Here is a 13,881-nt window from a genome sequence, read left to right on the forward strand (position 1 = left end):
TAGCATCGTTCTAGGACGAAATAGCACAAATATATTATAATGTTTTTATTGACTGAAATCAAGCTGATAATGCAATGGCTTTGTAAGATTTAATTCCACGACATTTAAATAAATACTTTTTTTATTTTGTATTGTGTTCGGCTTGCACTATCTTTGCATAAGAAAATATAAAACAATGGAGAATCCTTATATCAAGCAGTTTCCCGAACTTATGGCGGGAAAAAAGATTATGTATGTTCACGGTTTCCTTTCTTCAGCACAAAGCGGAACAGTGAAGATGCTTCAGGAACTGATGCCTGAAGCTAAAATCATAGCAGAAGATATTCCTGTACATCCAGAAGAAGCAATGCAGTTGTTGAAGTCAATGGCAGAAAACGAGAAACCTGACTTGATTATCGGAACTTCCATGGGTGGTATGTTAACAGAAATGTTACACGGCTTTGACAGAATACTTGTTAATCCTGCTTTTCAAATGGGTGACACAATGAGCAGTATGACAGGACGACAGGAATTTCAAAACCCACGTAAAGACGGAATAAACGAAATTATAGTCAACAAGTCACTGATTAAAGAATATAAAGAACTAACAGAACAAAGTTTCACAGACATTGATAATGATGACAAAAACAGAGTCATCGGTATGTTTGGAGACAACGATCCTGTTGTGCACACTTTCGATATTTTTAGGAGTCACTATCCAAATGCAATATATTTCCATGGTGAGCACAGACTGATTGACAAAGTCGCATTACACTATCTTATTCCTATCATAAGATGGATTGACGACAGACAACAAGCAAAGGAACGCCCAATTGTTTATATCAACTATGACGCCATGCATGATAGCTATGGGAAACCAGTAAGTAGCATGCATAAGGCTTATGAAATGCTAATAGAAAACTATAACGTATATATAGTCGCAGAGGCACCAACTAACAATCACGAATATACAGAAAAAGTTCAGAATTGGGTTGAAGAATACATATCTGCACCAGCATACAACCACATCATATTCACCAACCAGAAACATCTGCTTTATGGAGACTATATGGTTGATTTATTTCCCGATGAGAATTTCATGGGTACCGCAATTGAGTACGGTAGTGAGGAATTTAAGACATGGGAAGAGGTAATAACATTTTTTGAAAGACTTGGAGGACAATAATTTATGGATACAGAAATAGTTTATGGTTTCGCAGAATGTAAATTCGGAACAATTGTAGTAGCATGCAGGTCAAAGGCTATCTGCGACCTACAGTTTTTAGGATATAATAAAATGGAGGTTATCCACGAACTCGCTTCTCATTGGGGCGTGTACACTCCTACTACACAAGATGATATGATGGCTGATACCGTAAAGAGGATCATCTTTGACGGCTACGACCATGAAATAGACATAGACCTTCACGGCACGGAATTCCAACTTAAAGTGTGGAAAGAAGTTATGAAAGTACAAAAAGGTGAAACTATTTCTTATCAGGAATTGGCTGAACGCATTGGTGAACCTAAGGCAGTAAGAGCTGTAGCCACTGCTGTAGCTCAGAATTCTATCGCAATGCTTGTGCCTTGTCACCGCATCATACATAAAGACGGAACTCTTGGGGAATACCATTGGGGAAAAGAACTAAAGAAGCAACTTCTTGATTGGGAAAAGAATACAGATGTCTAATTTCATATCAAGCAATGAACTCTTTGACCGCATCCATGATATTATTCGCGCGGATGAAGGCTCACCTATAAACAAGATGCTTCATGAGACTCTTGTTCTGGTATGCAGTCAGGGACTGACAGGCAACAATCTTGCTTTTGGTAACTTATTTTCTCAGGTAGACTTTCTTTGCAAAAAACATCATGTGGCTACAACTGATGCGATTGCCATTCAACGAATGAGGCGTAACAGCAATCATGCACAGGCTATTGACAAAAGCGACCTTATGTATGATTGCCGTGCATTAGCTATATTCATTTCAGCTGTTTTTGATACAGACATTCCTTCTTCGCTAGTAGGCTTACTACCTGTCGAAGATAAACCTCAGCAAGAATATCGTCATATAGACTATCGTTATATACGATGCATCGTAAAAAGCTTTGAAAATAAATATCTTACTGCCGAAATTGATCAGGATTCTACAAACCGCGAAATCAGCATACATATAAAAGAAGAACAAGCATATCTTAATGACATATTAAAAGAAGGTATGCAGATTAATCTTATTGACGTCACATCCCCTTTAGAAGAATACGAAGGAAGCAGTGAAGCCTCTATAATTGTGATTGAGCCAGACTTTCTTATAGATATAAGTAGCATTGCAAGATGCTTCACCGAATATGGACATAATCCTTTGTCATATACAGTAAACAGCATGTCTGCTGTAGCCAACAGTCAAGCTATACTAATAGGTAATTTCGCGGGAAGCGCTCTTGACGATATTATAAACAGTAAAGAGAATTATGATTGGACGGAAACATTTAAGAAGAATTTCAAAGAGAAAGCTTTGGAATATTGCACGTGTCCTGATTTAAACAAAAAGGAAGATTTTCGTTTGGCATCAATGAGACAGACTAAAAACATTCTGCAAATTGTTGATTACATTAGGAATAACTATATATCTCCAGAAAGTAAAAGCAGTGCAATACTTGAGCCATCGTTTATATGCGAGCAACTTGGAATACAGGGACGTGCCGACCTTATGACTAATGATTTTTCTCTGCTTGTTGAGCAAAAATCAGGAAGCAACTACAATATACAGATTAATCAACCAAATGAATATGGAAGTTTTCAGAAAGAAGACCATTATGTACAGTTGTTATTGTATTATGGTGTACTTAAACAGAATTTCCACGTAGGCAGCAACAAAACTGATATAAGACTACTCTATTCTAGATATCCACTTCCAGGGGGACTTGTTGTTGTGAATTTCTACCAAAAGCTGTTCCGTGAAGCTATTAAATTCAGAAATCAGCTAGTGGCAAATGAATTCAGCTTCGCCATAAATGGTTTTGACGGAGTTATAGAAGAACTTACTCCCGAAACGTTGAATGAAAATCAACTTAGCAACAACTTTTTCAACAATTGGATATTGCCAAGATTCGATGAACTGCTAACGCCATTACACAACCTATCAAATCTGGAAAAGTCATACTTCAACCGAATGATGACATTCGTGTACAGAGAGCAGTTGGCTAGTAAGGTTGGTTCACAGGAAGGCGTAGGCAACAGCATTGCTGACTTGTGGAATATGCCTTTAACTGAGAAGAAGGAAACAGGAAACATATATACCAACTTACGAATAGTAAAGAAGGAGAAGAGTAATGACTTTAATGGTTACGACACGATAACATTCAATGTTCCTGACCAAGGCGTAGACTTTCTTCCAAACTTCAGAATTGGCGACATGATATATATGTACGCATATAAGGAAGACGCAGAACCTGATGTAAGAAAGACTATATTATTTAAGGGTAACATCACTGACATACATTCAAATAGTATCACAGTGCATTTAACCGATGGACAGCAAGATTCGTCTGTGTTTACCGACACTACTTATGCAATAGAACATAGTGGTAGTGATGCATCTACGACTTCCGCTATCCGTTCGCTTCATAGGTTTATCACTTCCCGACAAAGTTTCAAAGACTTGCTTTTGGCTCAACGTCAACCACGCAAAGATGAAAGTATACAATTAAGCCGCAGTTATAATCCATCGTATGATGAGATTATACTTAAAGCTAAACAGGCACTTGACTATTGCTTACTTGTAGGTCCTCCAGGGACAGGCAAAACAAGTATGGCTCTGCAATATATGGTGAAAGAATCTATAAGTTCTGACCAGTCAATTTTACTTATGAGCTATACCAACAGAGCTGTTGATGAAATATGTGGAATGCTGAGTGACAACAAGATAGATTATATACGTATAGGCAACGAGTTTACTTGTGATACAAAATACAGACAACACCTATTATCACAGATAATAGAAAACTGTCCAAAATTAAATGTCATAAGGCAAAAGATTTTAGATTGCAAAGTAATCGTTGGCACAACATCAACAATTCAAGGTAAGTCTTACCTGTTCAATCTTAAGCACTTCTCTACTGTTATTGTTGACGAGGCAAGCCAGATTCTAGAACCAAACATCATCGGACTATTGGCTCAAGCTGATTCCAAGTTCGTTCTTATTGGCGACTACAAACAGTTACCGGCAGTAGTTCAACAAGATTCTGCGGTTTCATCTGTAAATGATGTAAGCCTTAACAATATTTGCCTTGACAACTGTCGCAACTCAATGTTTGAAAGACTTATACATATTGAGAATATTAATAACAGAGATGAGTTTACTGGTGTTCTGAGACGTCAAGGACGCATGCATCCTGATATTGCGGAATTCCCTAACAAGATGTTTTATTATAAGGAAAATCTACAACCTGTTCCTCTAGAACATCAGACAAAAAAGCAACTTGAATATTCATTGGAATCAATTGACTATCTTGATGATGCATTAAAGGCCCACCGAATGGTATTCATTCCTTCAAGATTCTGTAAGGAACCTAATATATCAGACAAGGTAAATTCAGAAGAAGCTAAAATAGTGACAGATATACTAAGACGCATATACAGATTCTATGGAGTTAAGTTCAATGCTGATAAAACTGTAGGAGTGATAGTACCCTATCGCAATCAGATATCAATGATAAGAAAGGAAATTGAGAAACTTGGTATTCCTGAACTAGAAGATATAAGTATAGATACAGTTGAGAGATACCAAGGAAGTCAGCGAGATGTAATCATATATTCGTTCACTATACAAAATCGTTATCAGTTAGACTTCCTAACAAGTAATTGTTTTGAGGAAGATGATCATATTATTGACCGCAAATTGAATGTGGCAATTACAAGAGCTAGGAAACAAATGATTCTTACTGGTAATGCAGAGATACTTAATAATGATATCATATTTAAAAGCCTCATTGAGCACGTGAAGTCCAAAGGCGGATATATTGAATATGAATAATAATAGGTAGCAACGAATCTTATTTTAAAATATCATTAAGCTTAAACTTGTTTTTTGACTTTCATGGCGACAATTCAATTTAATATTTAATTCAAGAAAAATTTGGAACTAAATAAATAAATATATATATTTGTAATGACTAATTAATATTAGAGAGTTACTCCCACAAAGGGAGCGAAATTAATATAAATATAAACCATTATGAAAAAGATTTTATTTGCAGCTATGTTGTTGTTTGCTTCAACATCATTCGCACAACATGCCGTTGGTTCATTAACTATTCAACCAAAGGTTGGTTTAAACATTGCAAACATTACTAAGGGTGACAACAACGATCCACGCTGGAGCGGTGTTGCAGGTGCAGAGTTTGAGTATCAGGCTACAGACATGTTCTCTATAAGTGCTGGTGCTCTTTATTCTATGCAAGGAGCTAAAAACAATGGAACAACAGCAAAGTTGGATTATATCAACGTTCCTATTCTTGCAAATGTTTATGTAGCAAAAGGTCTTGCTATTAAACTTGGTATCCAACCTGGTTTTAATGTAAACAGCAAACTCTCTGGAAGTGAAGGAAGTATCAGCTATTCTAGCAGCTTTGATGCAAAGACTCTTGATCTTTCAATTCCAGTAGGTATTTCTTATGAATACAACAACTTTGTCATTGACGGTCGCTACAATTGGGGTGTAACAAAGATTCTTGATGGTTTCGACTCAAAAAACAGCGTATTTCAGGTTACACTTGGCTACAAATTTGAGTTGTAATCAACAATAAATACGTATAAAAAATTAAACCGCCATCAGGTTTCACAATCTAATGACGGTTTTTTCATACACTAAAATGATTATTTTGAGGTTTGGCTATTGGTTTTCACCATAGCCGAGTAATTTTTTTTATATCAAATCTGCTAATGCAGAATATTTTTTTATCGAATTTGACTCACTTAACAGCCTATAAAACTCACGTGCACTGTTTTTGACATACGCATTTTTTAAAAGATGAACACATCCTTCCATGTTATCATTGACTCCATCAATAGGTATACCTATCAATTTTTCTTCATCATGAATAGTCGTTTCGGCAAGTACAGTCACATAACTAGTTTCTCTAATTAGCTTGAGTAAGATGCTAACGTCATTAAGTTCTATTCTCACCTTATATTCATGGTCAGTATTCGAACATATATCATCAAATGTATTGCGTGCCTGAAGTCCTAAAGCCGGTAGTGCCATATCATAGCGTTCCAGTTCTGAAAGAGAAATGGATTTATGACTAGCAAGCGGATGACTTTCATTTACCACAACATTAAGCCTATTATTGAAAAGCACGTGACTCTCAATATGTTCATATCTTCGTGTAGGCTTGAAAGCCAACACAAAATCAACCTCTCTCTGTTGCAACATATCCATAAGCTCAGTCATTGGCTTATAGTATATATTAAGTTTCACCTTAGGATAACTCTTCATAAATTCAAGAAGAGAATCCGTTAGCAACGGGCTGAAGGTATATGTAACACCGATGTTCAGAGTTCCACCGATCATTTCTTTCAAGTCGTTCATGCTTTCCACGCATGTATCGGCATCTATAATAGTCTTTCTTGCATAAGGAAGCAGTTGCTCTCCATTCTCTGTAAGCAGCACTTCATGACTATTGCGCTGGAATAGAGACACTCCCAGTTCACGCTCCAACTGCCTTATCTGTTGTGAAAGCGTACTCTGTGTTATGAAAAGTTCTTTAGAAGCTTCAGAAAAGTTCAGTGTTTCTGAAGCCTTTAGAAAATATCTCAGCTGTCTTAATTCCATAAATTCTTTTAATTATTGTATCTTGTAACTCTGAATGAAAACTTCTTAAATATGAAAATCGGAACTGTGACTCCCAACACCATACCCAAGATATCAAATGAACAAGTAAATCCATTCGATGCACAAAGATACAAATAATGATTGAATAATTCTTCTTTTTGAGCTGACAAACAGAAAACTAATCCTTCTATTGTGTGATAAGCATATATTCCAGGGATCATTGGAAGAAGAGACGGAAAAGAAAAAGTCTCTGGTGGACATTTAGCATAACTAGAGAGCAATACAGCCAAACAACCTATTACAAGAGCTGCTATGAAACTTGCATTTATAATCCCCCAATGAAGACTACTGTTCATCAGTATAAATCGCGTTGCATGCCCCATGCCAGCGATAAAAGCGCAGTATTTATAAGCCTGTTTTGGTGGGTTACTTATACTTGCGAATCCTATTCCCGCTAAAGCTGCAAAGAATGCATCCTGAAAAATTTCTAAGAAAAACATCTATTCACTATATATTTTGTATGCTAAAACTTATATTCACAAAAGAACGATTAATCCGGCTGCTAAAATATCTTCAAATTCATCAATAACATTCCTGCAGCAAGTCCACATGACAGGCAGAAGGTCAGCATTGCAGCTCCCATAAATCTACTAAACGACACTAGATAATGTCCATCAAGCATATCACTCAACGAATTGATATATGGGATACCTGGTACAAGATATAAAACGCTTGTTCCAACGGCCAGTTCTGGCGTAGTTCCAATATGGAATACATATCCTGCCGAACCTATAACTGCTGAGAAAAAAGAACAGACCAAGAATACCACTCTATCATCAAATCCATCCTCTAGCATCATTTGCTTCAATCTGAATCCAGCGAATGTTGCTACAAAAACTATAAGCATTGCCATTGGATCACCACCAAACAAACGGCAAAAAGACATATTTGCTAGCGAAGTGAGTACTAGCACAAGCCATTTATTTGTATAAGGCGCTGTTATAATCTTATTAAAGCGTTCACGTGCTTCTTCAAAGCTTACCTTTGCGTCAGATATCGCCCAACTTAATTCGCTAAGGCGTGTATTTTTATAAAAACTAATACCTGTCCTTGGCTTTCGCTTCAAATAAATAAACGACTGCTTTGTATCATTATCGAAAACACTCAGATGCACAGAGCTAGGCATGATCGTAATCTCTGTTTTGAGATTCCAAGCCTCAGCAATTCGTGTAACATTCTTTGTTATCCTAATACATGTTGCGCCACATCCTAACAACCATGCTGCATATTCGGCAAGGAACACATAAGCATCACGTACATCAACAGGGGTGTTATTAGAGGACGTCATCTTCTGAGCCGTATATTGAGTAATCGTCTCCAATCTCAATAATATTGTGATGATTTATTGAATTATGAAACTTGTTGATTATTCTGAAACAAAACATCAATAACAATACAGCTACGACAACACTCCACATTATAACCTGATTATTCATATTGAAATACTTATTTAATCGAAATACTTATTTATAAATTCGAAGCAAAGGTAATACCATATCGTTACCCACGAAAACAATGATATGTGTTTATTACGATAGCGGCTATTGGTTTTTTCGATAGCAATAACTATCTGTTCCATCAATAGCTATAAACAAAAAAAGGGACTCCGCTGAGTCCCAACCTTTGTTAACCTTAAATCTAATACTATGAAAAACACGTTGCAAAGATATTTCAAATATTCTTTAGAATCAAACTATTGATACAGGAATTATATTTTTATTTAGATTTTCATGATATAAATCAAGCCCGTGTGCGATAACAGTCCGTATTTTGCATTATATTATAATATAAATATCTCTTAAAAACTTGTTTAATTCAAATATAATATCTAACTTTGCAAAAAGAAAGATAAAACATAGCGAGCATATTATAGGATACAGAATTCCGACACCACATGATGTCGGAATTCTTTATTTTATTGTCCTCGCCAAAACTTCGTAATATTAATTAATAATAAATTAAAACATTATGGCTTACATGTCACAAGAAGGCTACGATACATTAGTAGCAGATCTTAAAAGGCTCCAATCAGTAGAGCGCCCCAAGGCATCAGCCGCAATTGCTGAAGCCCGCGACAAAGGTGATTTAAGTGAAAATTCTGAGTATGATGCTGCTAAAGAGGCACAGGCTCATCTCGAAGATAAAATAAATAAGATTAAGATTGCCATAGCCGAGGCTAAGATCGTTGATACATCTCGCCTCAGCACTGACGCCGTACAGATTATGTCTAAGGTGGAAATGACAAACATGGCAACAAAGTCAAAGATGACCTACTCTATTGTCAGCGAGAGCGAGGCAAACCTTAAGTTAGGTAAGATTAGCATCAAGACACCTATTGCACAGGGATTGCTTAATCATAAAGTTGGCGACGTCGTAGAGGTAAAAATTCCACGAGGCGTTATAAAGTTGCGTATCGATAAAATCAGTATTGATTAATTATTGCTTTATTCCTTAACTTTTAATTCAAAAAAGATGAGCACTATATTTTCAAAGATTGCAGCAGGAGAAATTCCAAGCTACAAATGCGCAGAAAGTGATAAGTTCTACGCTTTTCTTGATATCGACCCAGTAACAAAAGGACACACATTAGTGATTCCACGCAAGGAAGTTGACTATATCTTCGATATGGAAGATGCTGATTTGGCTGAATTTGAGGTCTTTGCGAAGAAAGTAGCAAAGGCTATCAAAGCTGCGTTTCCTTGTAAGAAAGTCGCTCAGGTCGTACTTGGTCTTGAAGTGAATCATGCGCACATCCATTTGCTGCCAATGAACAGCGAAGCTAATGTAGACTTTAAGCATCACGTAAAACTAACAGAAACTGAGTTTGAGGAAATTGCTGATAAGATTTACAAAGAATTTCAAAAATTGTAAACACCAATAAAACAAAGAAGGTAAGAATAAAGTAATACACTACTTATTCTTACCTTTTTTATTTTTATATTATCACATTAGATAAATTTATCACCTTTTTTCATTTGCACCTCTGTAACATATTTTCTTACAAGAGCAGAAGAATCCTCTTTCTTGCAAATCAACAATACATTATCTTTTTCTGCAACGATGTAACCATCAAGCCCATTAATAACGGCAAGTCTATCTTTTGGGAGTTTAATTACATTACTATGGGAATTTTCCAAAATCACATCAGAGTTTATAACAACATTATCATCCCCACTCTTTTGCATTGACTCATATATCCCGTGCCATGTTCCTAAATCAGCCCAACCAAAGTTGCATCTTTTTACAAACACGTTATCTGACTTTTCCAATACTCCAAAGTCAATTGACAGATTAGGATATAAAGGGAAGTTCTCCTTCACGAACAAGTTTTCATCCTCTATTTTCCAGTCTTCATTATTCTGATCCAACTTACGCAATACCACAGGTAACAACTTATAAAGGCTATCGGCAAGATATCTCACATTAGAGAGAAATATACCCGTATTCCAATACCATTCACCGCTCTCCATAAATACACGCGCGAATTCACGCTCAGGTTTCTCTATAAATGACTGAACCTTATAGATATCATCGAAATCAGTATTATCACCAATCTGCACATATCCATAGCCAGGTTCAGGGCGAGTCGGCTTTACGCCCATTGTGAGTAGGCAGTTGTTTTTCTCTACAAATTCAAAACCTTCAATCACATTATTTTTAAATGCGTCCTCATTGATTACGGTTTGGTCAGAAGGCGAAACAATAAGATTTGCGTCCGGACACATTTTCAATATTCTATGTGCAGCCCATGCGACACTCGGAGCAGTGTTACGATATATAGGTTCAGCCATGATTCTGCTTTCAGGAACATTAGGCAACTGCTCTTTGACTATATCTATATATGTCTCGTTGGTATTTATAAAAATATTTTCTTGGGGAATAATCTTGGCAAAGCGTTCATAAGTCTGCTGCAATTGAGTTTTCCCAGAACCGAAGAAATCAATAAATTGTTTTGGATAGCTTTCACGGCTGCAAGGCCACAATCTTCGACCTTTACCACCAGCTAATATCACGCAAAAATTGTTATTTGGTGTCTTGTTCATAGTCATTTCTTTATTTTGGTACGAAAGTAAATATTAAAAACGAAATTGCAAAGTATTTTTTGTTTTTTAATCAAACCTTATCCTTATTGAACACTTTTCTCATAAAAACTTTGCACATTCAAAAATATTATGTACCTTTGCACCGTCTTAATAAAAGACGTCATGCCCAGATGGCGGAATTGGTAGACGCGCTGGTCTCAAACACCAGTGGAGCAATTCATCCCGGTTCGAGCCCGGGTCTGGGTACAAAGCTAAGTAGTTGATTATTCAACACTTAGCTTTTTTATTTTAGTGAGATTCCCACATACTTTCTACACCGCTGCAATAAATATCTAGCTGCAACTTGGAAATTTTTGATAAAAACGATGATGATTCTAAATATTATTACTATTTTTGTAGTAGATATTAGGAACTTACTATGTTGCAGACTTAAACAAAATAAGTTTCGCAGTATATCAATTATATTATTAATATCCGATCTATAGATATTAGTATAAAAAAACAAATAAATTTAAATCATATGATAAAGGCTTTTCTATCGCACAGCAGTGCACAAAAAAAATTTATTGAGAAAGTGGCAGAAACATTGGGCATAGACAATTGCATCGTAGATGAGTATACTTTTGAAAACGGTATGAAAACAATGGATGAAATAGTAAAGTCTATTGCAAAAAGTGCATTGTTTGTTTTTTTTATTTCAAAAGAATCTTTGGATTCGGATTGGGTAAAAGACGAACTGTCAAACGTAAGAGATTATGTAGATGATGGGAAAATTCAATTTATACCATTTATAATTGATGATACTATTGAATATGATAATTCCAAAATAAAATCATGGATTCGAAAAGAATATAATTTACAACACTATAAAAATCCTATTTTGGTAGCTCGCAGAATAAAAGAAGAAATAAGGGATATTTCGTGGAAACAATATCCAGATATATGCAACAAAGAGCAGCTATTTTATGGAAGAGAAGAAGAAATGGGGCAACTTATGAAGAAGTATTATGGTGGAAATATTTCTGTGAGACGATGCTTGATTGTTTCAGGGTTTCCATCAGGCGTAGGACGAAAAAAAATTATATCTGAATATATTAAGAAAGAAATAGCTCCTAATAAAGAAAAAACGTATGAACCAATTGTTATAGAACTTGGCAATGATAGTAGTATCGAAGATGTAATATTTCAATTGAATGATATCGTTCTTGAATACACAGCAGAACAATTATTAAATTTAAATACAGAATCTAAAGAAAATAAACTTGAAGTTGCAGTTAACTTAATAAAAGAAATTGATAAGATAAAGGAACCATTTATCATAAGAGATAATGGATCTTGTGTTTTATCAAATGGACATTTATCAGCATGGTTTTATGATATTATACAGCACAAAAATTTACCTCATAAACTTTGCCTTTTTGTAACAGCAAGAAACAACTTAAGCAATTTATCAGAATTGTATAACGAGTCTATAATATCATTAAGAATTAGTCCTTTAAAACGTGATGAAATTAAAGTTCTTTTTTATGCTTACGCTAAATTAAAAAACATCTCGATAACTACAGAGATGGATAAAGCTATATCTCAAATACCAGGATTACCTTCATTGATATATAGGGCGGTAGATATCTTCAATGCTGTGTCAGATCCTAATAAGATGGTAGCACAATTACAGGAACTTATTAAAACTGAGGAGAATAGTTTTGCACCTATTTTAGGTAAAATTAAAGAAGACGATGAAACTTTTGAAACTCTTATATTGCTTTCTCTATTTGAATTTGTTAGTTATGATATAATTGAACAGATTCTTAACCAAGCTGGGATTCCAGATGTTTTTAAGCCTTTAGAAAAGATATATTCATTTGCTTTATTTGAACATATTGGAGGAAACAATCAGTACATTAGAGTGAATTCTATTGTTGCAGATTATATCAGCCGCAACAAGATTTTATTGTCTCCTAAGTACAAAACAGCTATGGAGACTGTTCTTAAATCAAATATATCGAATTTTAAATCAACATATGACTTGTCTGGATATTTAATCGGCATTCAGCAAGCAATAAGAGAAAACATATCAAAAGTTAATAAGAAATTTCTAATACCATCATTTACACTAAAGGTTGTAATAGAAGAATATCAGAGTGGAAACTATGACAAAGTAATTCTTCTATGTAATCGATTTATTAAAGATAGTATAAATTTTTATGAAGAAATTGTGCGATCTGTTCGATATTGGCTTTGTATGGCACTTTGTCGTCTAAAGAATCAAGATGTTTTTAAAGAAATAGATTATTTTGATGATTACTCTAAATACTTCCTTATAGGTTTTTATAATAGATGTCTGCATCAAGATATAAAAGCTCTTGAATATTATAATAAGGCATTGGATAAAGTAAAATCATATAGTGATAAGAATTTTGTTGCTAAAGCAAAACACGAATTGGTTGTAGTAAAACTCAGAATGAGAGATTATGAAGGTGCTCTAACAGATGCTGAAGAGAATTATATTAAACAAAATAAAAACAAATATCACATAGAGGCTTATTTTAGATGCTTAGTCCGGACTGGTTCGCAAGATGAAGAACTACTTCTTAACTTATTAGATGAGTACAAATCTCTAATTTTAGATAAAAAGAATCAAATAATATATGAAACACTACAAATTGAATATGATTTTTATATTCACAAAAATAAAAATGTTATTACTAGACTTAGAGATCTTGTCCAAACAACACCGAAAAATATTAAATACTACCCATATCAGGTTTTACAAGATATTGCTAGAAAAATGAACGCAGAAAAATCTATTAATGATTTACCTTCTATGTATGGTGATGATTTAAAATCTATACCAGAAGATCCTGACTAATTGTTAGTGTATGAATATATGAATCATTATGATAGAAAGCTCTGTTGTATGATCGTGTAGTCCTAAAGAATCGTTATAGTTGCAAATGATTAAT

General features: G+C 34.9%; 12 protein-coding genes and 1 tRNA gene. 8 read left to right on the forward strand and 5 right to left on the reverse strand.

What is annotated here, in order from left to right; genetic code table 11:
• Nucleotides 1-175 precede the first annotated feature (175 nt).
• The 4 genes from HEQ28_RS08510 (at nucleotide 176) to HEQ28_RS08525 (ending at nucleotide 5,777) form a co-directional block, all read left to right on the forward strand.
• Nucleotides 176-1,165 (forward strand): YqiA/YcfP family alpha/beta fold hydrolase, encoded by a 990-nt coding sequence (locus HEQ28_RS08510; RefSeq protein ID WP_434501834.1) that lies wholly within the window; start codon nucleotides 176-178, stop codon nucleotides 1,163-1,165.
• A 3-nt stretch (nucleotides 1,166-1,168) separates the two neighbouring features.
• Nucleotides 1,169-1,669: a methylated-DNA--[protein]-cysteine S-methyltransferase gene (locus HEQ28_RS08515; protein ID WP_434501835.1), complete on the forward strand. Its 501-nt coding sequence runs from the start codon at nucleotides 1,169-1,171 to the stop codon at nucleotides 1,667-1,669.
• Nucleotides 1,662-5,015: a DEAD/DEAH box helicase gene (locus HEQ28_RS08520; RefSeq protein ID WP_434501836.1), complete on the forward strand. Its 3,354-nt coding sequence runs from the start codon at nucleotides 1,662-1,664 to the stop codon at nucleotides 5,013-5,015. The genes HEQ28_RS08515 and HEQ28_RS08520 overlap by 8 nt, the downstream gene beginning before the upstream one ends.
• A 201-nt stretch (nucleotides 5,016-5,216) precedes the next feature.
• A complete protein-coding gene (locus tag HEQ28_RS08525; protein ID WP_434501837.1) occupies nucleotides 5,217-5,777 on the forward strand; it encodes a porin family protein in 561 nt (186 codons plus the stop codon).
• A 129-nt stretch (nucleotides 5,778-5,906) separates the two neighbouring features.
• Here HEQ28_RS08525 and HEQ28_RS08530 read toward each other — a convergent pair whose 3' ends face one another.
• The 4 genes from HEQ28_RS08530 to HEQ28_RS08545 all read right to left on the reverse strand — a co-directional run bounded on the left by HEQ28_RS08530 (nucleotide 5,907) and on the right by HEQ28_RS08545 (nucleotide 8,311).
• Entirely contained in the window at nucleotides 5,907-6,815 is a 909-nt protein-coding gene (locus HEQ28_RS08530; RefSeq protein ID WP_434501838.1) for a LysR substrate-binding domain-containing protein, read from the reverse strand.
• A gap of 8 nt (nucleotides 6,816-6,823) precedes the next feature.
• Nucleotides 6,824-7,315: a threonine/serine exporter family protein gene (locus HEQ28_RS08535; RefSeq protein WP_434501839.1), complete on the reverse strand. Its 492-nt coding sequence runs from the start codon at nucleotides 7,313-7,315 to the stop codon at nucleotides 6,824-6,826.
• A 62-nt stretch (nucleotides 7,316-7,377) separates the two neighbouring features.
• The gene (locus tag HEQ28_RS08540; protein ID WP_434501840.1) at nucleotides 7,378-8,163 is read right to left on the reverse strand and encodes a threonine/serine ThrE exporter family protein; all 786 of its coding nucleotides are present in this window, start codon (nucleotides 8,161-8,163) and stop codon (nucleotides 7,378-7,380) included.
• Entirely contained in the window at nucleotides 8,150-8,311 is a 162-nt protein-coding gene (locus tag HEQ28_RS08545) for a hypothetical protein (RefSeq protein ID WP_434501841.1), read from the reverse strand. The genes HEQ28_RS08540 and HEQ28_RS08545 overlap by 14 nt, the downstream gene beginning before the upstream one ends.
• Before the next feature lie 532 nt (nucleotides 8,312-8,843).
• On the opposite strand from HEQ28_RS08545, the gene greA reads away from it, so the two are divergent.
• Complete coding sequence (gene greA, locus HEQ28_RS08550) at nucleotides 8,844-9,311, forward strand: transcription elongation factor GreA (RefSeq protein WP_434501842.1); 468 nt, start codon at nucleotides 8,844-8,846, stop codon at nucleotides 9,309-9,311.
• 36 nt (nucleotides 9,312-9,347) lie between these two features.
• Nucleotides 9,348-9,746, forward strand: coding sequence for an HIT family protein (locus HEQ28_RS08555; RefSeq protein WP_434501843.1), 399 nt, complete (start codon nucleotides 9,348-9,350; stop codon nucleotides 9,744-9,746).
• A gap of 77 nt (nucleotides 9,747-9,823) precedes the next feature.
• On the opposite strand, the gene HEQ28_RS08560 is transcribed toward HEQ28_RS08555, so the two are convergent.
• Nucleotides 9,824-10,918: a mannose-1-phosphate guanylyltransferase gene (locus tag HEQ28_RS08560; protein WP_434501844.1), complete on the reverse strand. Its 1,095-nt coding sequence runs from the start codon at nucleotides 10,916-10,918 to the stop codon at nucleotides 9,824-9,826.
• A 164-nt stretch (nucleotides 10,919-11,082) separates the two neighbouring features.
• On the opposite strand from HEQ28_RS08560, the gene HEQ28_RS08565 reads away from it, so the two are divergent.
• Both HEQ28_RS08565 and HEQ28_RS08570 read left to right on the forward strand, forming a co-directional pair.
• Nucleotides 11,083-11,164 (forward strand) — tRNA-Leu (locus tag HEQ28_RS08565).
• A gap of 274 nt (nucleotides 11,165-11,438) precedes the next feature.
• Nucleotides 11,439-13,787, forward strand: a complete 2,349-nt coding sequence (locus HEQ28_RS08570) for a toll/interleukin-1 receptor domain-containing protein (RefSeq protein ID WP_434501845.1) — start codon at nucleotides 11,439-11,441, stop codon at nucleotides 13,785-13,787.
• The last annotated feature ends 94 nt before the right edge of the window (nucleotides 13,788-13,881 follow it).

Origin of the sequence: Prevotella sp. (assembly GCF_051059605.1) — a bacterium.
In the GTDB taxonomy this organism is placed as follows: Bacteria; Bacteroidota; Bacteroidia; order Bacteroidales; family Bacteroidaceae; genus Prevotella.

Excerpts from the sequence above, each read along its gene's own strand:
- HEQ28_RS08510 (WP_434501834.1), top strand. The coding sequence starts at position 176 with ATGGAGAATCCTTATATCAAGCAGTTTCCCGAACTTATGGCGGGAAAA.
- HEQ28_RS08515 (WP_434501835.1), top strand. The coding sequence starts at position 1,169 with ATGGATACAGAAATAGTTTATGGTTTCGCAGAATGTAAATTCGGAACA.
- HEQ28_RS08520 (WP_434501836.1), top strand. The coding sequence starts at position 1,662 with ATGTCTAATTTCATATCAAGCAATGAACTCTTTGACCGCATCCATGAT.
- HEQ28_RS08525 (WP_434501837.1), top strand. The coding sequence starts at position 5,217 with ATGAAAAAGATTTTATTTGCAGCTATGTTGTTGTTTGCTTCAACATCA.
- HEQ28_RS08530 (WP_434501838.1), bottom strand. The coding sequence starts at position 6,815 with ATGGAATTAAGACAGCTGAGATATTTTCTAAAGGCTTCAGAAACACTG.
- HEQ28_RS08535 (WP_434501839.1), bottom strand. The coding sequence starts at position 7,315 with ATGTTTTTCTTAGAAATTTTTCAGGATGCATTCTTTGCAGCTTTAGCG.
- HEQ28_RS08540 (WP_434501840.1), bottom strand. The coding sequence starts at position 8,163 with ATGACGTCCTCTAATAACACCCCTGTTGATGTACGTGATGCTTATGTG.
- HEQ28_RS08545 (WP_434501841.1), bottom strand. The coding sequence starts at position 8,311 with ATGAATAATCAGGTTATAATGTGGAGTGTTGTCGTAGCTGTATTGTTA.
- greA (WP_434501842.1), top strand. The coding sequence starts at position 8,844 with ATGGCTTACATGTCACAAGAAGGCTACGATACATTAGTAGCAGATCTT.
- HEQ28_RS08555 (WP_434501843.1), top strand. The coding sequence starts at position 9,348 with ATGAGCACTATATTTTCAAAGATTGCAGCAGGAGAAATTCCAAGCTAC.
- HEQ28_RS08560 (WP_434501844.1), bottom strand. The coding sequence starts at position 10,918 with ATGAACAAGACACCAAATAACAATTTTTGCGTGATATTAGCTGGTGGT.
- HEQ28_RS08570 (WP_434501845.1), top strand. The coding sequence starts at position 11,439 with ATGATAAAGGCTTTTCTATCGCACAGCAGTGCACAAAAAAAATTTATT.